Genomic DNA, 25,820 nt, shown 5'->3' on the forward strand with positions numbered 1-25,820 from the left:
CAGCCCGCCATTGCTTTTCAAAAGAGAGATTATTTTGACTGAGGCAGTTTGTAATTAACCCCAAATACGGTCAATTTCATTCTTGAATTCAAGCGCTGCCGCGTGTGGATCATCGGCACCGTGAATTGCCCGTCCGGCGATGAATGTGTAAACTGGAACGCCTTCAAAAAGCTTCAGAACTTCAGGCTTCATTCCACCGGTAACGGAAACCTTGAAGCCCATGTCAATTAAACTCTTGACAGAGTTCAAGTCCTTTTCACCCCATGATTGGCCAGCAAACTTAGCATCACGACTTTGGTGGTAAACCACTTGGTCGATCCCGTTGTCTAACCATTCTTGAGCACGTTCCTTGTTGTCCCAACCTTCGTAAAGTTCAACTTGAACTTCGATTTCCTTTTGGGCGTTGGCCATGGTTGGAACAGTAGCAGCATTGATACAAGTCAACCAGTCAGCACCGTGTTCCTTTGCCACCTTACCAATGTGGCCACCAGCATCGGCACACTTGGCATCGGCAAGTACAATCTTGTCTGGGGCAACGGCCCGCAAATCACTGACTGCGTCAAAGCCTTCTTGGTAAATCAAGAGGGTTCCGGCTTCGACAACATCTACAACGTCACTAACTTGACGAGCAATATTTAAGGCTTGAGCCGTGGTATCAGTATCCAAGGCTACCTGTAACATTGGTTTTGCCATGTGTATTTGTCTCCTTTAAATTAACCGTTCAGCTTTGCTTGCAGCTTTTCGTTGTTCTTCACAGCATCTTCAACTTCTTGCTTGGACATCACGTTCTTGACACCGATAACGATGGCACCACGCTTTTCAGCTTCGTCAAACATCTTGACGAATGGTAATGAAGTGAAGACAACGTCGTAGTTACGAGCAGTCCCCTTGGCTTCAGAAACGGAAGTGTGGTCTGAAGTGGTAACGTTGAAGCCTAAGTCCTTCATGGCCTTAGTAGCAGTCCGTGAAAGCATTAAACTAGTTCCTGAACCATTAGCACATGCACTTAAAATTTTCATGATCTTTCCTCCTGAGAATTCGTGAGTTAGTTAGCTTTTTAATTATTTTGCACTGTCGGCTTCTTCTTCGTGCATCTTCTTCCAGGCGTCGTAATCCTTAACGATTAAGAAGTAACCCTTTGGATCGTGACGGTATTCCAATTGTGGAATGATAACGAAGATGATGATCACGATAGCGATACCGATGTAACCTAAGTACTTCATGATGACAGTTGCGAGTGGCCATACGGTAGCCCAGTCGAACATTCCAAGGTAACCACCGTAGGTTGCCATACCAACCCAGGTAGCGATCAAAGCAGATCCACCAACTTGGATTAAACCAGAGATGAATGGTGCGATCATTGCGTACTTGTAACCACCACGGTTGTTGGCAAAGACACCAATTGCGGCGTTATCAAAGAACAGTGGAATAAATCCGGCGATAACAATTGTTGGTGAGTGGAAGACGATCAGTAAGATGATCATCAAGAATTGACCCAGAGCACCAAACATGAACCCAATCGTAGCGGCATTTGGTGAACCGAAACCTAAGGTAGCAGCAACGTCGATACCAGGAACGGAACCTGGGAGCCAGCGATCGGAAATCCCGGTAAATGATTCAGTCAATTCATTAACGAATGTCCGAACCCCGAGTTGCAAGATTGCCAGGTAAACGGCAAACATCAGTGAAGTTTGAATAATGTAGAAGACAAAGCTTTGGCCAGACTTCATGAAACCAGCTTTGATCAAGTAGGATGGGCCTAAAACGATCAAAATGATCCCGAAAAAGACGAGCATTAAGATCGCAGTGGAAACCATGTTATCGTTGAACATGGATAACCAACCTGGTAATTCGATATCTTCCAAACGCTTGGATTCGGTCTTACCCTTAGCCTTAGCACGCTTTTCCATCCATTCAGCCCACTTAGCGAAGATGAAAATCCCAAACATTTGTTGGTGGGCAATCCCGAAGCCGGCACCATCAGTTAATTCCTGAGTAATCCCAACGGTTAAGTTTGAACCAACGGCCCAGTAGAGTCCCAGCACAATACTCATGATGATCAGAATTGGCAATCGACCCATGTGTGGGAAACAGAACAGGAAGAGCCAGAAAGCGGTCGCTGCTTGTTGAACTTGGACGTTACCAGTTGTGAACACAGCACGAAGCTTGGTGTACTTTTGGAAACGAACCAACAAAATGTTAATGATATAGGCAAATAGCAGCAAAAGCATGGTGTCCGCAAAGGAACGACCAAACCGCTTCATGATCCCAACCGTAACGGCGTTTTGACCGAAGTATGGGTCGGTAACCATGGCTGACAAATGGAAACGGTCTTTCAAACCAACCAGGATTGGCCGGAATGAAGTAACCAGTCCGTTAGAACCAACTGTTAAAATAAAGTAACCAATAGTTGCTTTTAGGAATCCGGAAATGACTTCGTACCATTTCTTCTTTTCGAGCAGGTAACCAATCAGAACAATGAACCCAATCATGAAGGCTGGTTGTTCTAGAATGTTTTTCGCAAAGTATTCCCAGATTGCCATTAAGACGTTTAATACTGCATTCATTATTTATCACCTTTAATCGACAATCTTACATATTATGTTTCTTCATCACATCACGGTAATCATCCATCGTCTTGATCTTCAACAGATCATCAACCATGCCATCTTCCATTAACATGTCGGAAAGGTTAGCAATGTTCTTAACGTGGGTATCGTGATCCTTAGCAGCAAGCATAAAGAATAACTTAGCATCCTTATCAGGGTTACCATCCTCGAATGAAACCTTTTCTGGCATAATCGTAAAGCCAATTCCAGTTCCCAAGACACCACTATTTTCAGCAGAAGAGTGAGGCATTGCTACTCCTGGAACAATGACAATGTAAGGGCCATATTCCTTCACATCTGAAATCACTTGGTCAATGTATTGGTCCGTGACCAGGTTATTCTTCTTCATAACCTCACCACTAACCCGGATTGCGTCTTCCCAATTATCGGGATGCTGATCAGTAATGTTTACTAATCCATTTTCTAAAAAGTAACGTAACATTGATAATTTCCTCCCAAGCCCACCCGATCGGGGCTGCTAATTAATATTTTCCATTAACGGCCGACTAACCGTATGCATACTCAGAATTAAAGTAATTCTGGGAATGGTAGGTCTGGCTTGTTCTTGAATGCATCGTGGAAACCACGGTCGTAATTGTATTCAAAGTCATCCTTTTCTTGTGGGAAGCTGAAGCCACCACCGACTTGAAGGATGTATGGCTTGAAGTCGTAGTGGAGACGGTACTTCTTGAGTTCCCAAAGCTTGATGATGTCCTTAGGATCTGCAAAGAAGTTAGACCAAATGTCCCAGTGCATTGGGATAACAACCTTGGTCTTCAAGTCTTCTGACATCCGCAGAACTTGGGAGTCGTCAAGCTTATCAGTGATGCCCCGTGGGTTTTCACCATAAGCACAGAGAGCAACGTCAATCTTGTTTTCGTTACCGTGCTTAGTGAAGGTGTTGGACATGTGGGAGTCACCAGCGTCATAGAGGTTACCACCTGAAGTTTCGAACAAGTAGTTAACGGCAACTTCGCTCATCTTCCGTGGCATGTGGCCTTCCAAAGTAACTGATGGATCATCTTCGGTCACTAATTCAGTCCGGTCAAATGATTCGAGGGCCTTAACAGTTACGGCACCAACCTTAACTTCGTCACCAGGCTTTACAACGATGGTCTTTTCAGCAGGAATTCCCCATTCAATCCATTCATCAACAACGCCTTGAGGGCCGATGAACTTAGCGTTAGGGCAGTTCTTGTTAACACAAGCAGCGGTGTAAATGTCCAAGTGGTCGTGGTGCGTGTGAGTTACACAAAGGGCATCAACGTCCTTGAATGCAAATGGGTCGATCACGTATGGACGGTTCCGCAGGTTTGGTTGTTGTGCTTCAACACCGGCCATCCGCATCATTTGGTGACCCTTACGCATCTTGCCGTCACCATGAGTGTGTTTACCAGTACCATTCCAAACATCGACAAGGATGTTAGTACCTTCATGAGTCTTCAACCAGAAGCCCATGCAACCCGTCCACCAAAGACGGAAGCTACCTGCTGGAACCTTGTAGTCCGCAATTTCTTCGTTGAGGTAAGTACCCCATTCTGGGAAATTGTTTGACGCATAGTTTTCTGGAGTTACATCGTTAATGTTTTTTGGTGATGCCATAATCTAAATTCCTCCTAAACAACATCATAATTTGTTTACGGTTATAATATATTCTCATTAGAAAGCCTTTTCAATCATGTTTTATGATAATTTATCACTTTTTATGAAAATTAAACGATAATCTTATGTTAAAATCTAGTTATACGAGCATTATAGTTTGTTTTTTAATTCGATTTGTTATAATCACATATGAAGTTATCATTTAACAAATCATTCAATTGTCTAGATTTTAACCAGGAGGAGCATTTTCATGAAAAACTCGTACAAGGCAATTGCCAGTCGTCGTGAAAAGATCCTTGATGTCTTGAATCATGTGGACTCAATGACAATCAGTGAATTAAGTGATCGACTTGGCGTTTCAGAAATGACCATTCGTCGTGACTGTAATAACCTCTCCCAAATGGGACGCATTACGCAAAAACGCGGCATCGTCAAATTCGTTTCTCAAGAAACGGCGAACCATAGTGAGTCACGAGAAAAAATCAAAAAAGGGTTGGGCCATGAAGCAGCATTCCATATCCACGATGGTGAAATTGTCTTCACCAACTCAAGTACCACTTCCATGTATGCCATCGCTGCTTTAATAAAGAAACCCGTTACCATTATCACCAACAATGGCAATGCCGCTCGCTATATTAGCGACAACGACCCTGCTAGATTAATTTTGTCTGGTGGTAACGTCAACGAGCATGACATCATGAGTGGAGATATCGCTAACCAAACCTTCCTGAGCATGCGGGCTGACTGGTCAATCATCGGGTGTGCCGGGATCAGCCTTGAGCAAGGGATCTCCACGCCACGAATCGAGGAAGCCAACGTTAACCGCAATATCATTAAAAACTCCCGCCGGGTCATTGTGGTGGCGGACTATAGTAAGTTTGGTAGTTTTTCTAACTTTACAATCGGCAAGGTCAGTGACATCGATATCTTGATTACCGACCCCTTCGTCTCTGGCAAAACGCTGGACGCCTTCCGTAAGCAGGGCGTCAAGGTTATCCAAGTCGCTAATTTCTAATTTCAACAACAAAAAACGGTTCTGAAAATTCAGAACCGTTTTTCTTTTTCTCAATTATTTTTTCATGACCGGGTCTTCAGCATTTGCCGCCGCAGCAACATTTTGTGTTTTAAAGTAAACCCGGTTAGCGTTGTTGTACATCACATCTTCTAATTCCTGTTCCGTAAAGAGGTCCGTGTGTTCCAGCCAGGTTGCCAATTGATGGTAACTATTAAAGGTCGCTGACCATGGTGAATCAGAGCCCCAAATTAACCGTTGGGCACCAATAAATTGCTTGGCCAATTCAACATCGGCTTGACACCGGGGATACGGAAAGTCGGCCGGCCGTTCTCCTTCAATATCTTGGATGGCAGAGAGGTCCACGTAAATATTTTTGTGCGGAGCAAACTGCATTAACGCATTTGCTAAGCGTGGTAGGTGATCGGCATTCGGAAATGACAAATGACAAACCACAAAGTCAAGTAATGGGTAACGACTTGCGAGGTTGGCGATTGCCTCAGGTTGGTAACTCGTTTGCGTATAATCACCATAATCGACCGTCACAACAAAGCCGGGGTAATCGGCTAGATAATGGAAAATCTGGCTGCAGTGATTATCCTCATCTAAGCGGAATGGCCGGTGGAAGCCGTGAAGACCCCCACCCTGACTAATCTCAAACTTGATTGCCCGGAAACCGAGGTCTTCGACGTGCCGTTTCACAATTTCCATAGCATAGTCATCATAAGGATCAACCGCAAAGGCGCCAATAAATTTACCAGGATACCGTTTGACCACCTGGTAAGTATAGTAATTTTGGTAACCATTCAGGGTTCCCTGCAACAGGACAGCTTTTTCGATTCCTTCCTGCTTCATGATGGGGAGGTACTTTTCCACGAGAAAGTTATCATCACCCCAGCCTTCGGGAATTAGGTGGATCACTTCACCATTATCCCAAATGGCGTCACCGTTACCGAGCGGGCTCAACCGTCCTTGCCCCTTCGCCCCGGCCAGTTCACGAATTAAATGAATGTGCCCTTCAATCTTCTTCATTTTTCTGCCACCTTCCGATCTAATGAACTGCTGCCATTGTAGCGAATCTTCCTAACAAACTCAAATACGTCAAAGGCTCGACTAAGTGCCCACATAACCTAGTCGAGTCTTCATTAGTTTTAAGAATTAATTATTTGTGATTAACGTAGTCCAAGGCGTGACCAAAGTCAGCGATAAAGTCGTTGGCAATCGTCATGTCCATCCCTGGACGAACCACGATCCGTTGTACGATTTCATCTTCTCGGTTCTTCGGAAGTGGGTAAGCCGGTACTTGCCAGCCAAACATCTTCAAAGCATCTTGAACATCGTACAGGTTCCATTTTACGTCGACACCCGGCTTAAACTTCCAGGTAATGATTGGTAATTCTGAGCCATCGGTGATGACTTCAAAGTAACCCGTGTCCGTAATCGCCTTACTGAGTTTTTCAGAAACCTTCCGGACATTTTCCATGCAAGCCCGGTAGCCGGCCTTCCCAAACCGAATTAAATTGTAGTATTGGCCCACAATGTTCGAGCCAGACCGTGAGAAGTTGATCGCAATCGAATCAACGGTCTTCCCCAGGTATTTAACCGAGAACCGTAATTCCTTTGGCAGGTAATCATAGGTATTCTTCCGCCAAACGACCCAGCCAATTCCAGGATAAACCATCCCGTACTTGTGACCCGAAACGTTAATTGAAGCCACATTCTTCAGACGGAAGTCCCATGGTTCGAAACCAGAAACCCATGGTGCAAAGAAACCATTATATGCGGAGTCCACGTGAATCCGAATTGGTAGGGTTGGGTGATCTTCATTGTATTCACTGACCCGCTTATCAAGGGCTTGGATATCATCAACCGCCCCGGTGTAGGTAATCCCAAAGATGGCGACAATCCCGATCGTGTTTTCATCCACGAGCTTCATCGCTTCATCAATATTTAAGTTCAGTTCGTCAGAGCCCTTCTTCAATGGTACTTGACGCATTTCAACATTCCAATAAGTGCAGAACTTTTGCCAGACAACTTGGTAACCAGAGCCAATGATCAGGTTTGGCTTGTGGTGGTCAAGGTCGTTGATGTTTATTCCCGCAGCCTTGGCCCGGTGCTTCCAGGTAAAGAGCATTCCTAAACCACCGAGCATGCAGGCTTCTGAAGAACCAACGGTGGAAGTCCCAATAAAGTCTTCAGGAAACTTTTCATTTTCCGGAATTCCCCACATGTGCCCAATCATGGCCACACACCGGTCGGCCATGGCAGCAGTCTTTGGATATTCTGTTTTGTCGATGGCGTTGGTGTTCATCGCTTGCTTCATTAATTCATCCGCTTCTGGTTCCATTTGCGTGGTGCAGAAAGTGGTCAGGTTCTGATCAGCCTTCGCTTCATCGAGGCGGAAATGTTCAATTAATTGCTTGGCAACCGTCGGATTCATCGCATTTTCCGGCATTTCTTGGTCAGGTAAATCTTCACCTGCTTCAACACTGCCGAGCCAGTTTTGTTCTAATGCTTGATCTTTTTTATCCATAATTACATCCAGGAATTGGTAGCGAACTAATTCCCGACCTCCCTTCTAAATCTTTAGCGAGGCATGTCTCAGATAAATCATGATTCATCATCAGTGTAGCGAATCCATTCGCCAAATTGCAAAAATTAACTTGAGGGAAATCTAACATTCATTATATTTGTCAAACGGACCGGAGTCACAATACTATGAACATGAACCGCGAACGGTTTGCGCAATTATGTCATTATGTATGTCGTTTCATGGAAAGGAGTAGCAATATGAGTGACGTGAAGAATAAGAGAACCCTAACCATGTGGGGGTTCTTCTCAATTACTGCCGCCATGGTATTGACCGTTTATGAATACCCAACGTTTGCAACCTCAAAGCTGCACTTGGTATTCTTCCTCATCCTTGGTGGCTTGTTCTGGTTCATTCCGGTGGCCTTATGTGCGGCCGAAATGGCAACTGTTAAAGGTTGGAATGATAATGGCGGGGGTGAATTCAGCTGGGTCAGCCACACCCTGGGCCAACGGTTCGGTTTTGCCGCCATTTTCTTCCAATGGTTCCAAATTACCGTCAACTTCTGTACGATGATTTACTTCATTTTAGGGGCTCTGGCCTTCGTAGTTAGTTGGCCAGCGCTAGAAAGTAATCCATGGGTCAAGTTCTTTGGTGTCCTGATTGTCTTCTGGCTTGTCACCTTTTCTCAATTTGGTGGAACCAAATACACCCAAAAGATTGCTAAATTCGGTTTTATGATTGGAATTTTGATTCCATCCGCCATCCTCTTTATCTTGGCGATTTGGTACCTCTGCAGTGGTGGTAAGTTATTGATTAGCTTCACCCCACATGCCTTTGTCCCTGACTTCTCAAAGGTTTCAACCCTAGTTGTCTTTGTTTCATTCATTCTTGCTTACATGGGCGGCGAAGCCTCCGCTTCCTACATCAATGAATTGAAGAATCCAAACAGAAATTATCCGTTAGTCATGTTTATCTTGGTCATCTTGGCCATTTGTCTAGATACCTTTGGTGGCTTCACAGTTGCTGCGGTAATTCCACAAAGTAAGCTCTCTTTGAGTGCCGGAGTTGTCCAAGCCTTCAACTACCTCTTTGTTCACTTAGGTGGCGCTAAACTCGGTTGGTTAACCCGGATCGTTGGCCTCATGCTGGCCTGCGGGGTCATTGCCGAAATTAGTTCCTGGGTCACTGGACCATCACGGGCGATCTACGATACTGCAAAAGTCGGGATTTTACCTGCCTACTTCAAGAAGACTAATAAGCACAACATTCCGGTAAGATTAATCATCGTCCAAGGAATTATTGTTTCGATTTGGGATGCCGTCCTAACCCTTGGTGGCGGTGGCGGTAACGTCTCCTTCTTCGCTGCCATGGGACTCACCGTAGTTATCTACCTGGTTGCTTACTTCATGTTCTTTATCGGCTACCTGGTATTAGTTTTCAAGAAGAAGAACCTCGAACGGACCTATAACGTTCCTGGAGGAACCGTTGGTAAAACGATTTGCGCAGTCTTTGGACTTTTAGTTACCCTCTTTGCCTTTATCGTTTCCTTCTTCCCATCCAGTTCATTGCCAAGCTCGTCCGCTCCAGCCTACATGACAATTTTGATTGTTTCCTTTATTATCGTGCTCATTTTGCCGTTTGCCATTTATCAAGCAACAAAGAAGCACCACATTGGCAATCTCGATGAGGTTCAACATCATCAATAATTAGCAAGCACAAAATAAGCGCGTCACCTAGTTTGGTGGCGCGCTTTTTTAATGGTTCAAATGGTTGAGCGCCCGAAGAAGACGCGGCGCAACTAACATTAGTAGGCCAAGTTTGATTAAGCCCGGTAATACGAAAGGCCAGAAGGCAACGGCAGAGGCGTGGAACCAGGATAAATGATTCCAGAGCTTAAACCACCAGGTCCCGATTAACAGTTGCAGAAGTGCGCCAATTAAATTGGCTAGTAAAATTGGCCACGTTGTTTGTCCCCACCAGCTTAGTAGACCACTGGTGACGATCCCGTACACCAGAAAACCGATTAAAAAACCACCCAAGGGGCTCAGCAGAATTGATAGGCCACCCGTAAAATTACTGAAAACGGGCAGGCCAAGGGTCCCTAATACCAAATAGCTGGCAATGATCACCAAAGTTTCTGGCACCGGAACAAGCGTGGCAATTAACCCGATCATAAACGTTTGCAGCGTTAGTGGAATTCCTGGCAGTGGTAGTGAAATTTGTGAAGCAATAATCAGCAGGGCAAATAAAATTGCGTCACGACTAATGGTTCGAACCTTCATTGGTTATTCTCCTGTCATTATAATAATGGGTCTATCTTACCCGGTAGTGAACTGAAAGCCAAGTTCCTGCTAAAAACCCGCATTTAAGCTTTACATAATCCAACTTTAGTTATTATCTGATAGCGATATATTTAATTAAATTAAGTCTATTACCCCCCCCCATCTATTGAATAACCTGGTGTTCCCTGAATAATTTAAAGCATTTATTTTGCAATCGCTACCAATCTGATTTAGAATCTAGGTATAGAGTGATTAATAAGTGACACCATGTAAAGGAGGTGGGTGCATGATTACGGTTTATACCGCTGCCAATTCTTCATCTTGCCGCAAGGCACTTAATTGGTTTCGTAATCATCAAATCATCGTTACTGAACACAAATTATACACCATTGGGATTACACAAAAAGAGCTTGAACAAATGTTGACCCTCTCAGAGAAAGGAACCGAAGAGTTCATTTCCACGCGGTCAAATATTTATAAGCGAATGCAAATTGACTTTAACAAATTGAGTTTTGATGAATTCACCGAAATCGTCTGTGCCAATCCCCGTTTGTTAAGGGCGCCCATCATCATGTCAAAATACCAAATTCAAATTGGCTTTAATAGCGATTCGATCCGCTCCTTCATCCCCAAGGCTGAACGGGATCAGGAAATGGATGAAGCACTCGCGGCAATGTATTAGAAATTTAAACATAAAAATAACCTGGCACTACGATTTTTGGCGCAGTTCCAGGTTATTTAGATTATATTAGTTTAAACCCAATTTAGATAAAATTTGGTCATATACGGCGTCCGCCCCAACACCTGTCAAAATAGGCAGACCACTGATAACCTTATCCTTAACGTCATCTGGTACCACCGTTGTACTTACAAATGCATCATAATCATCAATATGGTTAATTTGTTCAGCAATGTTACCTTTTAACATCTTCACTTTATCTAAGACACCCTTAGAATCTAGAAAGTCGCGAATTTTGCCTTCAACAACAGTAGAAGTAGCAATTCCGCTACCGCAAACAACCATTAAAGTCTTCATAGTATTACCTCTCCTTTATTATTGTTCTGCGTTTGTTTCCTTTGCCTTATGGAACTTGTTAAACCAAATCATGAAAGCTAATGTAACAATACCAATCAGTCCGATACCGCCCCATGTCATGATCTTACCAAGACCGATGATTAACCAAGTAGTCCAAACACCACCATCACTCAACACAGTGATTGAGCTTGCTCCTTGCAGCCCAAAATGTGCTGCCTTTGCGGAAGCTGTAACAAACGGTGCAACCCAAGAAGCAATATACAAGGTAATGATGATATCAACAATTCCACCAATTAATGTACGGAAAATATCACCACGGAAAACGGCTGCCATAATCGCAATCATGTATGGAATAGTAGCAAGGTCCCCAAATGGTAACGTGCTGTTACCTGGAAGGACGATCGCAATTAACAGTGTAATCGGCACCAAAATCAAGGCTGATGACAGAACAGTTTCATTACCTGCAGCTAAAGCACTATCCATACCGATGTACAAATTGCGGCCTGGGAAACGTTTCTTAATGAAATCATTAGCACCTTCAGAAATTGGTGTTAATCCTTCCATCAACAATGATACCATCCGTGGCATTAAGACTAAGACAGCCGCTGTCTTTACACCTAATTGTAAAGTCTTAGCAAACGAATACTTAGCAAGTAAACCAATGATGATACCAATAATTAATCCCATCACTGAGGCGTCACCGAAAACACCCATTCTCTTTTGAACTGTTTTCGGAGTAATTTGAATTTTGTTAATCCCTGGGATTCGATCCATCAACCAATTTAATGGCAAAGCAAGAACAAATCCTGGCGCTGAAGCCCCCTGTGGGAATGAAATGCCTGGTAAACCATATTGTTTTTGAATATATGGAGCTGACATATCGGCCAAAAGATAGATGATCATAATATGAACAACCATCGTAAAGATACCCAAAGCAAAGTCATGAGTAACAGCATAAACAATCGATCCTGTAAATGCAATGTGCCAGTAATTCCACACATCCACATCTAATGTTTTAGTCAAACCAATTAATAGCAAAATAACATTGGTAATAACACCAACTGGAATGGCTAAGCTACCCAGAACAGTACCGTAAGCAACCGCTGACCCAGCTGGCCAACCAATATCTAAAGTTGAAAGGTGTAAACCAAAGTTATGAACCATTGCCCGTGAAGCAGGTCCTAAACTCTTGGTTAACAAATCAATTACCAAGTTTAAGCCAATAAACCCAATCCCAACGGTTAATCCAGCCTTAAAGGCTTTTCCAGGTTTAATTCGTAAAATTAAAGCAAAAATGAATAAAAGGATTGGAAGCATAACGCTTGCTCCAAGGTCAACAAACCACTGCAATCCCGCACTGATCGCGCTCATACTTTTCCCTCCTAAAATTATTTAATAATCTCGTTACTCTTCATTAATTCAATAAAGTCATCAACTGACGTTATAGTTTGCACTGCATTCATTGCTTCTTTATTCTGAAATAACGCCATTAATTTTTGCAACATAGATAACTGATCATCAGACTTTTTTAATGCCAACATAAAAATCACTTTTACTTGTATCTCGGCATTATCACCCATTTGATGAAAAGTAACAGGTTCCTTCAAACGCATAAAACCGATTTGCGGTTCAATGACCTTGTCAGGATCACAATGAGGAATTGCTACTCCAATTGTTTGGGTCATTAAACCTGTCGGGAAACTTGCTTCCCGTTTCAAAATAGCATCTTTGTACTCTTCGTTAACAACTCCAGCCTCATGTAAATGATTTGCCAATTGTGTCAAAGCATCAGTATTATCCGAAGCGCTTTGATCGAAAAGTATAACCTTCTTATCAAAAAGCATACCGTCTCTCCCGTCTACGTAAGTATGTGTTGCACCTCGTCTAATGTTAAACGAGACGACTGCAGAGTGAGGATGACCGATTCATCAATTAGTCGATTTATAATTTTTGTAATCGATGGTTCATTTTGCCGTGCCAAAATATATATCCCTGTCGTAATTTCGACATTTGTTCGGTATAGAATTGGTTCATTAAGTTGACTAATGACAATAACACTCTCTGCCAATGACGAATCAATTATGTGAGGTAAAATTACCCGTTCGGCAATTTGGAGACTGCCTAGTTGATCCCGTTGAACTAATTCAGTAACTAATTCTTGGCGAAGTGATTTATCATAATCAGTAAAATGCTTATTAACAGTGAGTGTTACCCAATTGTCATAATTTTCAACATCAAGATGTTTATCCAGAAAAACCTTCATTAATGTACCTGCTTAACCTATTACGATCTTGTAAATTGAACATTGCACTAGACAACACAACTTCAGCGTGATTTTTTGCAACCACAGGAACTGTCGATACAATTACATCAACGTCAGAATATTTATCATAATCTTTCTCGTAATCTGATTTAGAGGTTATACCCACTAGATCTAAATTTGGAAAATTACGATGAATTTTGGCATACAAGAGTTTTGATGTCCCTACACCACTAGCACACATAACTAAAACTTTTTTATTTAAACTAACTTCTTCATAGTACTTCGCAAAATATAAAGTTAGAAAACCAACTTCGTCACTGCTAATTGGCCATGGCAATAGGTTTGTTTTATACGCTTGTTGACTTAGTTTCTGTAATCGATTAAATATATTAGAATATTCGCTACGAATATCCTTCAATAATTTATTAACAATTACGATATGATTCTTCAATCGGTTGTACATTGGCCGAATATGACTAATTAAGTCATTCTTCAAAGATTTTGTCTTAGAAGAACCTTCATCTAATTTAAATCCCTTTATGTAAAAATCCGCTAACTCGCTTGAATCTGCTGAAATTGAGTCATTAAGTTGAAAATCATGATTATATCTCATAGAAATTAAATATTCTAATAAATAATAGCTTTCTATTTCAGGGATTTCTCGATGAATATAATCGGCCGTATTCTTAACCACATCAGTACTGATTTTCCAAAATTTTGGATTATCATTTATAATCTGCTGATATTGATCATAAAACTCATTGGACTCCTCGTCTGCTTTAACAACCTTCCCATACCGGAATCGTTTAATAAGTACGTATAAATGTGAAAATATGTTGATATTATATGGGTATGGAACTGTCGTATGTAGAGATTTTTGAATCCAATCAATCTGTGTCGTTAAAAACTGGTTGTCTTGGTGACTTAAGTCCTTAAACTCACTGGCAAAGTCATTGATACTTTCAGTATTCATCGCCTTACTTTGCAACAGTGCATTATTAATAGCCTTTCTAATCTGTTGCTCTTTGCCCTCAACCTTAATTTGGTTTCCATTGCGGAATAAATTAATATGAAACTTTGACAAAGTTTTTCCGATTGTTAGTAAATCTTGCTTAACAAGATCATAACTAATGAAATATTTGTCATAAACGTCATTGATATTAATAGCTTGAGGAGCATTAAAAAGTAATACAGTCATTACTTCATTTCTTCGCTCTAATGGAGTTAGTTGAAGTGCAGAAGTACTGTTTTTTGTATCATGTCCCTTGGTCTTTAAATACTGTTCATAATCAATGATATATCCCTTACCAGGTTCAGATTTAATAATTGGTGATTGGTAGTTTTTATTAATCTCTGATATTTTTCGATAAATTGTCTTTGTTGAAACGCCAACGGTATTAGCCAATTCTTTAGATGTAACAAATCTGTCGTACTTCGACAAGACACTTATAATTTTGTCACCGCTTTTAGTCATCATTCCTCCCTCCTCAATCATAATTCTAGCAATTTCAGTAATACCTGAAGATAAATTAATGTCCATAGGCATGGACATTAATTGTTAAACATTCTTTATTTTTGAGCATATCAAAAAAACGCCCTACAACTTACTAGTTTCTATTAGTTCTAGAGCGTTCATCTTATTTAAACTATTCAGTTACAGTCACTTTCATCTTCTTCAAAATCTGGTTAGTGATGTTTTCAGGGGTGAAACCAAAGTGTGTGATCACTTCATCACCCTTACCGCTGGCTCCAAACCTATCGATGCCAAAAACTTGACCATCTAGACCGACAAATTCGTACCAGCTTTGGCTGGCACCCATTTCAATTGCCACCCGATTCTTAACTTCTGGTGGAAAAACGCTGTCACGGTAACCCTGTGGTTGTTCCTTAAAGATATCAACACATGGCATCGAAGCAACCCGGACATTAAGACCGTTCTTTGCTAAACGTGCCTGAACGTCCATCGCCAGCTGAACTTCTGAACCAGTTGCCATGATAATCAGGTCGGGTAAACCAGCCTTGCTATCCTTGAGAATGTATCCTCCACGGTCAACTTGAGCGCCCACCGTTTCCGCAAGAACCGGCAATTTTTGCCGACTGGTGACCATGACGGATGGCCGATCGGTCGTATTAGCAATGACCTGCCAGCTAGCCAACATTTCATTGGCATCCGCTGGCCGGAAGACATTGACGTTTGGCATTGCCCGGTAACTGGCAACGTGTTCAATTGGTTCATGGGTTGGGCCGTCTTCCCCCACTGCAATCGAATCATGTGAACCAACGAAGACTGATGGCAAGTGCATCAGGGCCGCTGACCGGATTGCAGAACGCATGTAGTCCGTAAAGGTTAAAAACGTACTGCAAAGAATCCGGTTACCACCGTGCAAGTTCATGCCGTTCGTGGCTGCTGCCATACCAAATTCACGAACGCCAAAGTAGACGTTCCGCCCTTCTGGATGGTCAGCGGAGAACCGGTCCGTAGCTTGTAAATTCGTCTTAGTAGAAGACGAAAGGTCGGCTGCTCCCGTCCAGAGTTGTGGGTTCTTCTTGGCAAGTTCTTCCAGTACTTCGGCACAAGCATTCCGGGTAGCAACTTCATCACCCGGTTGGTACTTGGTCGTGATCCCGTCAGTGTCCAGGTGGTCACTCATCAGCCGTTGGTATTCTTCTGGGTAAGCCGCTTGGTATTTCTTAATCATCGTTTGCCATTCGTCATAGTTTGGCTTCTTGCTATCAAGGGCGTTTTGAAAAGTCTCATAAACGGAGTCCGCAAAAGTAAATGGTGACGCATCCCAATTGTAGTAATCCCGTAATTGTTTGATTTGATCATCAGTTAAGGCCGCACCGTGGATCTTGTTTGTACCAGCTTCCTTCGTCCCAATCCCGATAGTCGTCTTGACTTCAATGATCGACGGCTTATCGGTGTTTTGCGCCTTTTCCAAGGCTGCCTGAATCCCTGACAGGTCATTATTACCATCGTCAACACGTTGGAAATCCCAGCCAGCAGCGTTAAAGCGTTGCTGAACATTTTCATGAGTACTGAAGCTCAGTGGGCCATCCAACGAAACATCGTTAGAATCATACAAGACAATCAACTTACTCAACTGGTGTTGTCCAGCAATGTTGATGGCTTCCTCACTCAGGCCTTCCATCAAATCACCATCACCAAGCAAAGTGTAGGTGTAGTGATCAATGACTGGATAACCTGGTTTGTTATAAATGGCTGCCAAGTGTTTTTCAGCCATCGCCATGCCGACCGCCATTGCGATCCCTTGAGAAAGTGGTCCAGTCGTGGCATCAACTCCCGCCGTGACCCCATATTCAGGGTGACCAGGAGTCTTGGAGCCTAACTGACGGAATTCTTTCAAGTCATCAATGGTCAAGCCAAATTGGTTAAAGTACAACAGACTGTACAAAAGTGCCGAAGCGTGCCCTGATGACAACACGAAACGATCCCGGTTCATCCAATTTGGATCTGCAGGATTAAAGTTCATCACTTTTTCGTATAAAGTATAGGCCATTGGTGCAGCATCTAACACGATTCCCGGGTGCCCACTTTGGGCCCGGTTAATCATGTCTGCACTTAACATTCTTAAAGCATTCACTGCTTCCATATTTTGATTACTCATAAACTATTCACCTCATCGCGAAAACTCGCGTTATTTGTGTGTGGATTGATAGTAATTAAAGGTATAGTTATTTGTATCAAAATATATTCTAATTGGTATTTATTGTGAACTGCCATAATCAAGGCATTTCACAATTATATTGACTAAATGGTCTAATTCAATCAACGATTAAGATACTATACCAATTTGCCATAAAATGCAATCATTTTTCCAAAAAATCTTTTAGGTAGTTACCATAAAGGCATATTGAAAAAAGCCGTTAAGTTCCTATACTCAACGGCCCTTTGCAAAAAGAGTTATCAAAATTTAAGATAATACTAATTATTAACCAAGACTTTTAAATTCTCTAGCAACATTTTCCGGAGTAAAGCCAAAGTGTTTGATTACCTCTTCTCCTTTACCACTAGCGCCAAAAGTATCAATTCCCATGACCTTACCATTTAGTCCAACATAGCGATACCAACTCATTGTTGCGCCCATTTCTACGGCTAACCGTTTTGTTACATTACTTGGTAGCACACTTTCTTTATATTCAGCAGATTGTTCGTCAAACAAATTCATTACCGGCATTGATACCACCCGAACGTCAATTCCATCTTTAAGTAATTGCGCTTTAGCATTCATGGCTAATGATACTTCTGAACCGGCAGCAAGAATAATACCATCTGGTTCTTGCTTGTCTGAATCCGAAAGAACATATCCACCTTTTTCAATCGGTGCATCAATAGTTTCCTTCATTACAGGTAATTTTTGACGAGAAGTTACCAACAACGATGGGCGATTGGTAGTTTGACCAATCATTCTCCAAGCTGCCAGCGTTTCATTTGCATCAGCTGGACGAATCAAATTGAGATTTGGCATTGCTCTGAAACTAGTCAGATGTTCGATTGGCTCGTGCGTTGGACCATCTTCACCAACAGCAATCGAATCATGAGATCCGATAAAGATTGAAGGCAAACTCATAATGGCCGCAGAACGAACTGCAGAGCGCAAGTAATCGGTAAATACGAAGAATGTACTACCAAATGCACGATTACCACCGTGAAGATTCATTCCATTAACGGCAGCCCCCATCCCAAACTCGCGAACACCAAAGAAAACATTCCGGCCAGCAGGATTATCTTTAGTAAACTGTCCATCATTATCTAAGAAGGTCTTATTAGATGAAGCTAAGTCAGCTGCTCCTCCCCAAAACTCAGGATTATGCTTGGCAACTTGCTGCAAAATTTCTTGACTAGCTACCCGCGTAGCAATTGAATCCCCAGGCTTGTAACTAGTAGTTAATTGATCGACATCTAAAGTTTGTGTAGTTAACTGTTTTGCTTCGTCAGGATATTTTGCTTGATATTCGTCAAACATCTTTGTCCACTTATCATAGTTAGCTTTTTTAGTTTCAATAGCATCGTCGAAGTATTTATGAATTTCATCTGTAAATTCAAATGGCGCTAATTCCCACTTAAAGAAGTCCCGCATTTTGGCAACATTCTCTTCACCTAATGGTGAACCGTGAACCGCATTAGTACCACTCTGTGGTGTTCCATAACCAATAGTAGTTTTAACTTCAATTAGTGATGGTTTATCCGTTTGCTTTGCCTTTTCAATTGCAGATACGATTGCATCCACGTCAGTATTACCATCTGAAACCTTAAAGTAATCCCATCCAGCTGCTTCAGCCCTCTTTTGAACATCTTCATTTGTACTTAAGCTTAAGGGTCCGTCAAGTGAAATATCGTTTGAATCATAGAGAACAATTAATTTAGATAGGCCTTTATCGCCAGCAAGATTCATCGCCTCTTCGCTTAAGCCTTCCATCAAATCTCCATCACCCAATAGCGAGTAGGTATAATGATCAATCACCTTGTAACCCGGCTTATTGTACATTGCAGCAAGATGCTTTTCTGCCATCGCCATTCCGACAGCCATTGCTAATCCTTGAGATAATGGACCAGTCGTGGCATCCACCCCCTTGGTATGGCCATATTCTGGGTGCCCTGGTGTCTTGGAACCTAACTGCCGAAAGTTTTTTACATCATCAATTGTCAAACCAAATTGATTGAAATATAGCAAACTATATAATAACGAAGACCCATGCCCTGAGGATAAAACAAATCGATCACGATTTAACCATTCCGAATCTTTGGGGTTAAAGTTCATCGCCTTTTCCCATAGGCCATATGCCATGGGCGCAGCATCAATTGCTACACCAGGGTGACCACTGTTCGCTTTTTGAATCATATCCACACTTAAAAAGCGAAGCGCATTAACAGCTTGCATTTCTTTATTATCCATAATTGACCTCCTAATAAAAAGGATAACTACTAAGTGCCTAATATTAGATTCGGTCCTAGTAATTATCCGATGTACATTTAACTATTTGCTTTCCTTTGGAGTTGCAGTCTTTGGTGACTTCATCAACATACTTACGATAATTACAATTACAGTAAAGCCGATGATACTGAAGGTTACAGCAGTTGGTCCAAAGTGACCTAAGTTACCAAGCAAAATCCCTGGTACCAAGTAATCAGTATCAGCAAATGTAGAAGCAGCCATCTTCAAATTGCCTAAAACAGGCAAGATGTAAAGTGGTAGCCAACTAATCAATAAACTGTTAACAATCGCACCAAGGATTGCACCACGACGGCCACCCTTAGAGTTACCATAAATAGCAGCTGCGGCACCACAGAAAAAGTGTCCAACAACACCAGGAATGATAACAACGGTGTGCATTGCAACCATTGCAAACATACTTAGTACACCAACAGCAAAACTAACGATAAAGCCGAGTAGTACAGCATTTGGTGCAAATGGGAAAATGATTGGTACATCCAAAGCAGGCTTTGAATTTGGAACTAACTTCTTAGCAATCCCTTGGAAGGCAGGAACGATTTCAGCCAAAATCATCCGAACACCTTGTAAAACAACTGCAAATCCGGCAGCGAAAGTACCAGCTTGAACAAAGGCATAAACGATATAGTTTGTACCGTCACTTAATTTGTTTTCAACAAAATGAGGCCCAGCAATGATCGCTAAAATAATGTAAACAATTCCCATAACAATTGTGATTGAAACAGTAGAATCACGTAAGAAACCTAAAGACTTAGGAAATTCAATATCTTCAGTACTGTGCTTCTTATCACCAAACCATTTACCAACTAACCCGGCAATTGCGTAACCAATGTTACCAGTGTGGCCCATCGCAATGTTATCGCCGTGTGTAATTTCGCGCATGAATGGTTGACAGAAAGCGGGCGTAATCGTCAGTAATGTACCTTCAAACAAGCCGCCAAGTAAAACAGTCTTCCAATTATTTCCAATTCCTGCACTAATCAAGACAACAGCTGTCAAACACGAAACATATAGCATAGCCTGACCAGTTAAATAAATGTACTTAAATTTTGTGAAACGAGCCAACAAGATGTTGACAATCATCCCGACTAACATAATCAAAGCAGTGACAGAGCCATATTTAACCAATGCAATCGCTACAACAGCTTCGTTACTAGGCACAACCCCTTGTACGCCCAATGCAAACTTGAACATTTTAGCAAATGGAGTTAAGGCATCGCTTAAAATTGTGGAACCACCAGTTAATATTAAGAAACCAGCGAAAGTTTTAATTGTACCTTGAATAACTTCCGTAGCACTCTTCTTTTGAAGAAGTAAACCAACTAACGCAATTAATCCAACTAATAAAGCAGGAGTAGTTGCAATACTTTCAAATAGATTTAATATTCCATTCATAAACTAATCCCCCATAAATTAATGAGTGAGAAAATAATTGCAAAAGGAGAAGAATAATATCTTCACTCACTAATTAATCGTGTGCAATTCCTTCCTTATCCAAAATTGCATTAACCTTTTCTTTTAATTCATCCGCATCAACAAGACTGTTCAAAATAACAATTTTTTCTTGCGGTAAGCTCCCTGCGGAAGTTTTAAGGGTTGGATCTAAGAAAAAATAATCTGCTTGATCTCCAGTAGCACTACCAATATCGGAATGGTCAACTTTGATATCTTCCTGAACATTTTCTTGTTGTAAAAGGTTTTGAATGTTCATTTGAACCATAAAACTACTGCCTAAACCTGATTGACATAAAGCTTCAAACTTCATAGCGATTCCCCCTAATCCTTTAAAACATCTAAGATCTGATCCACTGATGTTGATGCCAATAACCCATTAGTCCGTTCCTTATCCATCAAAACTTGTGATAGTTCTTGGATCACCTTCAAGTGGCTATTACTATCAACTGCTGAAAGTACAAACCACAATTTAATGGGATGCTCCTCACTAACTAGGTCAATGGAGCAATTCGTCTTTAATAAGGCCAAGCCAACTTTCTTTACACTGTCGCTTGGACGTGAATGAGCCAATGCAATATTTGGCCCAATATTAATATATGGTCCTTTATCTTGAACAACATCAATCATTGATTGAACATAGTCCTCCCCGACAGTTCCATTTTCTACAAGTGGCTTTGCTGCTCGGCGAATCGCCCCTTGCCAATTAAGATTATCTCCTTCGAGGACTTGAACAGTGTCAGCATTTAATAACTCTAGTGCCAAAAAAATCACCTCACTTCTTTACGATTTTTATAATAATCATTTGCTAATTACCCAACAAGTGCAATAATGTGACTTGCTTTAGTGCAAAAATTGCACTAGTATAATGATTTAGTAAAGAAATAAGGTGACGCAATAGTGGAATTCAAAAAAGTAAAACATGGTAAACAATTACTAAATGTCTTAATTAAATCTCCTACTGCAGTTTCGCTAGAAACATTGGAAACTGCTTTAAAATTATCAAGACGAAGCATTTTTTATACAATTAAAAAAATAAATGAAACATTAACAGCAAATGGACTAGATGAGGTGGAAAATATCAGAGGAATCGGCTACCGACTTCCTAAAGAAACCCGTCAAGCTTTACTAAAAAGTTGGCAAACTAACGTTGCTCATAGTTTTATAGAATTATTCAGTCACTTTAACTTCCCCGCGTTATCAAAAGATGATCGAGTCCTGTTGATTGCATTTTGTTTAATGTGCCGTAATAAAACATCATTAAATCAATTAACCGACCAGTTTGAAGTTAGTAAAAATACCATCATCACCGACCTAAAAACTGTTAAAACGTTAGTTCCTCCACAGCTTTCCCTAAAAAACACTAAAGATGGTAAGTACTTTTCAGGAAATGAAAACGTCTTGAGACGATGGGTATTCGAAAATTTTAGAAGCATTATGGAACTCATCAAACCAAAATTGACGTTTCAAAACAATGAACGTATTAAATATATTGACCAACTAAATCTATTAGAACGGATTACTGGAAATGCGTTCACTGATGATTCTTTAAATTTATTAACAGCTTACATTAGTTGGATTATTGAACGTGCTAAAGCCTTTCCAAATCACAAATTACAGAATCAATACCAAATCGGTGAATACTCTCTAACTTATACATGGGCAAAAAGTTTTTTAAATGATATCGGAATAGCATCAACTTCAGAAGCTATTTTTTTAGCAGAAATCGTAAACACTCAAGCCTACCAGCATATTAGTGAAGATAACCCAATGATCCCCATTCTTCAGCCATTAGTAGCCCAAATTATCCAAAGGTTTAACACAATTGCTGACGTGAACTTACCTTTTAATGGTCAAAATTTAAAAAAGAACCTAACAATCCATCTCATATCAACCTATTACAGAGTTAAATACCAGATTAAATATAAAAATCCCTTAGTTACACAAATTAAAGAATCCTACCAGGAAACATTTGAAATTACTAAATTGTCAATTAAGCCATTCGAGCAATTCACAAAAAAGAGACTCTCAGATGATGAAATCGCTCTAATTACTGTATATTTTAGTAGCGCTCTCAGAAACTCGAACATTACGGCCAGAGACCAAAATAGTGCAATGGTAATCTGTTCCAGTGGTATTGGCACTTCCGAATTATTAATCTCCCAATTAAGGGCTCACTATCCTAATGTCATCTTTACTGGGCCATATAATATTTTCCAATATGAAAATGCAGATCACCAAAACACACGTTTAATTCTTAGCACCATGGCCTTACCAAAAAGCCCTGAAAAAATTCCGATGATTAAAGTACCCGTAATTCCAACTAATTATGATTGGCAGCAAATTGATCATTGGCTCCAAGAAGTAAAATTAATTCAGAATTCGACTAATAACAAAGTTCAAGTTGCAACGTTAATGGACATCATTGCTCATCATACCCGGATGGTTGATCCAAACGGTTTAGAAAAAGAGCTCCGTGAGTATATTCAGAAATCTACTCGTAACAACAATGCTCCACAAATAGTAAGTGAAAAAACACCAATCAATTACAGCACCGCATTGGTTGAACAAGCTGTAGATTGGAAAACTGCCATCCAAAAATCACTTCGTAGCTTAGAGCAAAACAAAACCATCGAACCTGCTTATACTAAACAAATCATTAAGCTTACTGAAGAACATGGCGATTATATGGCAATTGGCAATGGAATTTTTCTTGCTCATGCTACCCCTTCAGCTGGTGTAAATCATCTTGGATTCAGCTATACTCTATTTAAACAGCCATTTAAAACAACTCATTCTAGTAAAGAGATACGTTTAGTAGTTGGCTTAGCACCAGTTGACCAGCATCAACACCTTAGAGTTTTAGCGAATCTATTAGAATTTGTTCAAAATGATAATTATTTTAACCAATTAAGTCATATTCAAACGCTAACGGAATTTAATAAATTATTACAAGATAGCAATTTACTCAGTTAAAGCACAGTCAATGGAGGCATTTTAATGGCACACCTATATCTAGTCCGCCACGGACAAACCTTTTTAAATCAAATGAACCGCATGCAAGGCATTACTGACTCTGCCTTGACGGAACGTGGCCAGCACCAAGCCACCACGTTAGGAAAAAATTTGGCACAAATTCCGTTTCAGGCCGTTTTCTCTTCTGACCTTGGCCGGGCTAAACAGACAACTCAACTCATTCAAGACCAGCTTCCGAACCACCTCACTCCCGAATACCGGCTCGAACTGCGGGAAGTGAACTTTGGCGAATTTGACGCGATGCCGATTGACCAGGTCTGGGCCGATATTACCACCGGCACTGAAATGCACACCCAAAACGACATTATTAAACATGGTGGAATGAAGAAGGTCCGGGACCTGATGGTTGAACATGATCATTCTCACTTAGCCGAAAGTTATCCCGCCGTCCTAAACCGTTGGCAAGCGTTCTTGCAAGAACTACAAAGTCACCATTTTGACACTGGCGACAACATTCTGGTTGTTTCACATGGAACATTGATTCGGACAATTTGTGAGCATTATGGTGCCAAAGTCTATCGTGACGACGATAGTAGGGCAGTACCAGCTAACGGTAGTTACTCCCGCCTAGATTTAGCGCCAGATGGTACCATTAAATTGGCAGAGTTTAACGTTACGAAGTGTTAATAACCCTTCAAATAGAAAAGTATGCTTCTGCATTAGCAACATGAACACAAAAGGACCGCTACCCGAATGGGGTAGCGGTCCTTTTAATTGAGTCATCGATTTTTATTTCACGATTTCACAAAATTCAATCGTTTCAGCATTTGGTCCTTCAATGTTGAAGAACTTAATGCCCTTGTCCCAGAAATCAAGGTGTTGAACTGCGTCATCCTTGACCTTGAAGCCTTCTGCTTTAGCAGCCTTGAATGCTGCATCGGCATCCTTAGTGTTCAAAGAAATGTGGTTGATCGCACCAGTCTTGCAAACGGCACCGTCACCAGTCCAGATTTCCAAAGTCAAGTGGTTGTAATGCATGAACACTACTTCGTTGCCTTGGTCATCAGTATCAAATTCTCCCAACTTCTTGAAGCCCAGCTTTTCCCAAAAAGCAATCGTTGCGGCCATGTCATCAGTTGGAATTCCAATGTGTTGAACGTCGTCAAAGTAACCTGCTAAGCTCTTGTTAAATGCCATGATAATAATCTCCTTTATTTCCAATTAGTTACCAATATCCAAAGCTTGGTGATGCAGCTTCGGGAAAATATGCCGGTCGGCCCAGCCAGTAATGGCCCCTTGGAATGCTAAAGCAAACAGGGTCCCTAACCCAAAGTTGTAAATACCACCCTGCATGATGGCCGCGATAATCGCCATCACTGTCGGCGGAATATATGACATCCACATTGAAATGGATGCATTCCCATGACAGTAACGGAACCGGATGATTTGATACAAGTCATCCGCCGGGTGCAGAACCAAGTTGACCCGTTGGTAAATCGAAATGGCAGTCCCGATAAAAGCCACCCCTAAGAAGTTAATCAAAACGTAGAGAATAACCATTGGTAACGAAGTGGCGTCTGGCATAATCCGGTTAAAAATGTCGGAGAACCATTGAATGAAAATTGAAAATGGCAACATGAAAATAAAGTTACCACCAATTCGTTTCCAATCCCATTTATGCATCAAAATTGCGTTCAGGACTGAGGTCAACATCCCCAGCACCATGAAGGCCCAGAACAGGGTCATTGAATTATTACCCAACACGGCAATCCCCAAGTTATTTTCAGCAGCAGTCCAGTATGCTGAACCCAGGAATTGTGGGTGGACATGTGAACTAGTAACCAGCGTCAAAACATTCCCCATCGAGTTGATCACGATAGAAAAGGCAAAAAACGCCCAACTAGCTGTCAGGGAAATCGTCCGTTCTTGGACCTTCCCTTGGACAGGCGTTTGTTCATCCATAGCTAACTTCCTCTCTTTGTGAATGTGCTTACAAAGCTATAATTTACACTCTCTCGGAGGGGTTGTCAAACGTTTCACAAAGATTTCACAAATTAATTTTCGTATGACCTAACGACGG

At 41.4% G+C, this 25,820-nt stretch carries 25 protein-coding genes; 5 read left to right on the forward strand and 20 right to left on the reverse strand.

Annotated features, from left to right (window positions below; translation table 11 throughout):
- Positions 1-54 precede the first annotated feature (54 nt).
- From NFR43_RS01405 to ulaG, 5 genes are all read right to left on the reverse strand, one after another.
- Positions 55-693, reverse strand: a complete 639-nt coding sequence (locus tag NFR43_RS01405) for a 3-keto-L-gulonate-6-phosphate decarboxylase UlaD (RefSeq protein ID WP_251545726.1) — start codon at positions 691-693, stop codon at positions 55-57.
- A 20-nt stretch (positions 694-713) separates the two neighbouring features.
- Positions 714-1,019, reverse strand: a complete 306-nt coding sequence (locus NFR43_RS01410) for a PTS sugar transporter subunit IIB (RefSeq protein WP_251545728.1) — start codon at positions 1,017-1,019, stop codon at positions 714-716.
- A gap of 42 nt (positions 1,020-1,061) precedes the next feature.
- Positions 1,062-2,567, reverse strand: a complete 1,506-nt coding sequence (locus NFR43_RS01415; RefSeq protein WP_251545730.1) for a PTS ascorbate transporter subunit IIC — start codon at positions 2,565-2,567, stop codon at positions 1,062-1,064.
- Between the two features lie 25 nt (positions 2,568-2,592).
- Complete coding sequence (locus NFR43_RS01420) at positions 2,593-3,051, reverse strand: PTS sugar transporter subunit IIA (protein ID WP_251545732.1); 459 nt, start codon at positions 3,049-3,051, stop codon at positions 2,593-2,595.
- Between the two features lie 86 nt (positions 3,052-3,137).
- Positions 3,138-4,211, reverse strand: coding sequence for an L-ascorbate 6-phosphate lactonase (gene ulaG, locus NFR43_RS01425; RefSeq protein ID WP_251545733.1), 1,074 nt, complete (start codon positions 4,209-4,211; stop codon positions 3,138-3,140).
- A 250-nt stretch (positions 4,212-4,461) separates the two neighbouring features.
- Between ulaG and NFR43_RS01430 the strand changes: the two genes are divergently transcribed.
- Positions 4,462-5,226, forward strand: coding sequence for a DeoR/GlpR family DNA-binding transcription regulator (locus NFR43_RS01430; protein ID WP_251545734.1), 765 nt, complete (start codon positions 4,462-4,464; stop codon positions 5,224-5,226).
- A gap of 54 nt (positions 5,227-5,280) precedes the next feature.
- On the opposite strand, the gene NFR43_RS01435 is transcribed toward NFR43_RS01430, so the two are convergent.
- Positions 5,281-6,255, reverse strand: a complete 975-nt coding sequence (locus NFR43_RS01435; RefSeq protein ID WP_251545735.1) for an amidohydrolase family protein — start codon at positions 6,253-6,255, stop codon at positions 5,281-5,283.
- A gap of 130 nt (positions 6,256-6,385) precedes the next feature.
- The gene (locus NFR43_RS01440; RefSeq protein WP_251545736.1) at positions 6,386-7,756 is read right to left on the reverse strand and encodes a glutamate decarboxylase; all 1,371 of its coding nucleotides are present in this window, start codon (positions 7,754-7,756) and stop codon (positions 6,386-6,388) included.
- A 257-nt stretch (positions 7,757-8,013) separates the two neighbouring features.
- Here NFR43_RS01440 and gadC point away from each other — a divergent pair, with 257 nt between their 5' ends.
- Positions 8,014-9,462 (forward strand): glutamate:gamma-aminobutyrate antiporter, encoded by a 1,449-nt coding sequence (gene gadC, locus NFR43_RS01445; protein ID WP_251545737.1) that lies wholly within the window; start codon positions 8,014-8,016, stop codon positions 9,460-9,462.
- Between the two features lie 48 nt (positions 9,463-9,510).
- Here gadC and NFR43_RS01450 read toward each other — a convergent pair whose 3' ends face one another.
- Entirely contained in the window at positions 9,511-10,038 is a 528-nt protein-coding gene (locus NFR43_RS01450) for a biotin transporter BioY (RefSeq protein WP_251545738.1), read from the reverse strand.
- A 286-nt stretch (positions 10,039-10,324) separates the two neighbouring features.
- Between NFR43_RS01450 and NFR43_RS01455 the strand changes: the two genes are divergently transcribed.
- Positions 10,325-10,720 (forward strand): Spx/MgsR family RNA polymerase-binding regulatory protein, encoded by a 396-nt coding sequence (locus NFR43_RS01455; RefSeq protein WP_251545740.1) that lies wholly within the window; start codon positions 10,325-10,327, stop codon positions 10,718-10,720.
- A 66-nt stretch (positions 10,721-10,786) separates the two neighbouring features.
- Here the strand turns inward: NFR43_RS01455 and NFR43_RS01460 are convergent, their stop codons facing one another.
- The 10 genes from NFR43_RS01460 to NFR43_RS01505 all read right to left on the reverse strand — a co-directional run bounded on the left by NFR43_RS01460 (position 10,787) and on the right by NFR43_RS01505 (position 21,529).
- On the reverse strand, positions 10,787-11,074 hold the full coding sequence (locus tag NFR43_RS01460) for a PTS sugar transporter subunit IIB (RefSeq protein ID WP_251545742.1): 288 nt from the start codon (positions 11,072-11,074) through the stop codon (positions 10,787-10,789).
- Between the two features lie 18 nt (positions 11,075-11,092).
- A complete protein-coding gene (locus NFR43_RS01465; protein ID WP_251545744.1) occupies positions 11,093-12,445 on the reverse strand; it encodes a PTS galactitol transporter subunit IIC in 1,353 nt (450 codons plus the stop codon).
- A gap of 17 nt (positions 12,446-12,462) precedes the next feature.
- Positions 12,463-12,918, reverse strand: a complete 456-nt coding sequence (locus NFR43_RS01470) for a PTS sugar transporter subunit IIA (RefSeq protein ID WP_251545746.1) — start codon at positions 12,916-12,918, stop codon at positions 12,463-12,465.
- Between the two features lie 14 nt (positions 12,919-12,932).
- Entirely contained in the window at positions 12,933-13,337 is a 405-nt protein-coding gene (locus NFR43_RS01475) for a PTS sugar transporter subunit IIA (RefSeq protein ID WP_251545748.1), read from the reverse strand.
- A complete protein-coding gene (locus NFR43_RS01480) occupies positions 13,318-14,811 on the reverse strand; it encodes a BglG family transcription antiterminator (protein ID WP_251545751.1) in 1,494 nt (497 codons plus the stop codon). The genes NFR43_RS01475 and NFR43_RS01480 overlap by 20 nt, the downstream gene beginning before the upstream one ends.
- 172 nt (positions 14,812-14,983) lie before the next feature.
- A complete protein-coding gene (tkt, locus tag NFR43_RS01485; RefSeq protein WP_251545753.1) occupies positions 14,984-16,966 on the reverse strand; it encodes a transketolase in 1,983 nt (660 codons plus the stop codon).
- Between the two features lie 324 nt (positions 16,967-17,290).
- Entirely contained in the window at positions 17,291-19,255 is a 1,965-nt protein-coding gene (gene tkt / locus NFR43_RS01490; protein WP_251545755.1) for a transketolase, read from the reverse strand.
- Positions 19,256-19,336: 81 nt separating this feature from the next.
- Positions 19,337-20,707, reverse strand: coding sequence for a PTS ascorbate transporter subunit IIC (locus NFR43_RS01495; protein ID WP_251545757.1), 1,371 nt, complete (start codon positions 20,705-20,707; stop codon positions 19,337-19,339).
- A 73-nt stretch (positions 20,708-20,780) separates the two neighbouring features.
- On the reverse strand, positions 20,781-21,077 hold the full coding sequence (locus NFR43_RS01500; protein WP_251545759.1) for a PTS sugar transporter subunit IIB: 297 nt from the start codon (positions 21,075-21,077) through the stop codon (positions 20,781-20,783).
- Between the two features lie 11 nt (positions 21,078-21,088).
- A complete protein-coding gene (locus tag NFR43_RS01505; protein WP_251545761.1) occupies positions 21,089-21,529 on the reverse strand; it encodes a PTS sugar transporter subunit IIA in 441 nt (146 codons plus the stop codon).
- A 135-nt stretch (positions 21,530-21,664) separates the two neighbouring features.
- Between NFR43_RS01505 and NFR43_RS01510 the strand changes: the two genes are divergently transcribed.
- Both NFR43_RS01510 and NFR43_RS01515 read left to right on the forward strand, forming a co-directional pair.
- On the forward strand, positions 21,665-23,740 hold the full coding sequence (locus tag NFR43_RS01510) for a BglG family transcription antiterminator (RefSeq protein WP_251545763.1): 2,076 nt from the start codon (positions 21,665-21,667) through the stop codon (positions 23,738-23,740).
- A 24-nt stretch (positions 23,741-23,764) separates the two neighbouring features.
- On the forward strand, positions 23,765-24,427 hold the full coding sequence (locus NFR43_RS01515) for a histidine phosphatase family protein (protein WP_251545765.1): 663 nt from the start codon (positions 23,765-23,767) through the stop codon (positions 24,425-24,427).
- A 102-nt stretch (positions 24,428-24,529) separates the two neighbouring features.
- On the opposite strand, the gene NFR43_RS01520 is transcribed toward NFR43_RS01515, so the two are convergent.
- Both NFR43_RS01520 and NFR43_RS01525 read right to left on the reverse strand, forming a co-directional pair.
- Complete coding sequence (locus NFR43_RS01520) at positions 24,530-24,937, reverse strand: VOC family protein (protein WP_251545767.1); 408 nt, start codon at positions 24,935-24,937, stop codon at positions 24,530-24,532.
- Between the two features lie 24 nt (positions 24,938-24,961).
- Positions 24,962-25,702 (reverse strand): fructose permease, encoded by a 741-nt coding sequence (locus tag NFR43_RS01525; RefSeq protein WP_251545769.1) that lies wholly within the window; start codon positions 25,700-25,702, stop codon positions 24,962-24,964.
- Positions 25,703-25,820 lie beyond the last annotated feature (118 nt).

Origin of the sequence: Limosilactobacillus caecicola (genome assembly GCF_943192935.1) — a bacterium.
In the GTDB taxonomy this organism is placed as follows: Bacteria; Bacillota; Bacilli; order Lactobacillales; family Lactobacillaceae; genus Limosilactobacillus; species Limosilactobacillus caecicola.

Bases quoted from the DNA above. Each gene is read 5' to 3' on its own strand.
- NFR43_RS01415 (WP_251545730.1), bottom strand. From the start codon at position 2,567: ATGAATGCAGTATTAAACGTCTTAATGGCAATCTGGGAATACTTTGCG.
- NFR43_RS01410 (WP_251545728.1), bottom strand. From the start codon at position 1,019: ATGAAAATTTTAAGTGCATGTGCTAATGGTTCAGGAACTAGTTTAATG.
- tkt (WP_251545753.1), bottom strand. From the start codon at position 16,966: ATGAGTAATCAAAATATGGAAGCAGTGAATGCTTTAAGAATGTTAAGT.
- NFR43_RS01465 (WP_251545744.1), bottom strand. From the start codon at position 12,445: ATGAGCGCGATCAGTGCGGGATTGCAGTGGTTTGTTGACCTTGGAGCA.
- NFR43_RS01405 (WP_251545726.1), bottom strand. From the start codon at position 693: ATGGCAAAACCAATGTTACAGGTAGCCTTGGATACTGATACCACGGCT.
- tkt (WP_251545755.1), bottom strand. From the start codon at position 19,255: ATGGATAATAAAGAAATGCAAGCTGTTAATGCGCTTCGCTTTTTAAGT.
- NFR43_RS01450 (WP_251545738.1), bottom strand. From the start codon at position 10,038: ATGAAGGTTCGAACCATTAGTCGTGACGCAATTTTATTTGCCCTGCTG.
- gadC (WP_251545737.1), top strand. From the start codon at position 8,014: ATGAGTGACGTGAAGAATAAGAGAACCCTAACCATGTGGGGGTTCTTC.
- NFR43_RS01440 (WP_251545736.1), bottom strand. From the start codon at position 7,756: ATGGATAAAAAAGATCAAGCATTAGAACAAAACTGGCTCGGCAGTGTT.
- NFR43_RS01455 (WP_251545740.1), top strand. From the start codon at position 10,325: ATGATTACGGTTTATACCGCTGCCAATTCTTCATCTTGCCGCAAGGCA.
- NFR43_RS01520 (WP_251545767.1), bottom strand. From the start codon at position 24,937: ATGGCATTTAACAAGAGCTTAGCAGGTTACTTTGACGACGTTCAACAC.
- NFR43_RS01460 (WP_251545742.1), bottom strand. From the start codon at position 11,074: ATGAAGACTTTAATGGTTGTTTGCGGTAGCGGAATTGCTACTTCTACT.
- NFR43_RS01470 (WP_251545746.1), bottom strand. From the start codon at position 12,918: ATGCTTTTTGATAAGAAGGTTATACTTTTCGATCAAAGCGCTTCGGAT.
- NFR43_RS01495 (WP_251545757.1), bottom strand. From the start codon at position 20,707: ATGAATGGAATATTAAATCTATTTGAAAGTATTGCAACTACTCCTGCT.
- NFR43_RS01435 (WP_251545735.1), bottom strand. From the start codon at position 6,255: ATGAAGAAGATTGAAGGGCACATTCATTTAATTCGTGAACTGGCCGGG.
- NFR43_RS01420 (WP_251545732.1), bottom strand. From the start codon at position 3,051: ATGTTACGTTACTTTTTAGAAAATGGATTAGTAAACATTACTGATCAG.
- NFR43_RS01525 (WP_251545769.1), bottom strand. From the start codon at position 25,702: ATGGATGAACAAACGCCTGTCCAAGGGAAGGTCCAAGAACGGACGATT.
- NFR43_RS01475 (WP_251545748.1), bottom strand. From the start codon at position 13,337: ATGAAGGTTTTTCTGGATAAACATCTTGATGTTGAAAATTATGACAAT.
- NFR43_RS01430 (WP_251545734.1), top strand. From the start codon at position 4,462: ATGAAAAACTCGTACAAGGCAATTGCCAGTCGTCGTGAAAAGATCCTT.
- ulaG (WP_251545733.1), bottom strand. From the start codon at position 4,211: ATGGCATCACCAAAAAACATTAACGATGTAACTCCAGAAAACTATGCG.
- NFR43_RS01515 (WP_251545765.1), top strand. From the start codon at position 23,765: ATGGCACACCTATATCTAGTCCGCCACGGACAAACCTTTTTAAATCAA.
- NFR43_RS01480 (WP_251545751.1), bottom strand. From the start codon at position 14,811: ATGACTAAAAGCGGTGACAAAATTATAAGTGTCTTGTCGAAGTACGAC.
- NFR43_RS01500 (WP_251545759.1), bottom strand. From the start codon at position 21,077: ATGAAGTTTGAAGCTTTATGTCAATCAGGTTTAGGCAGTAGTTTTATG.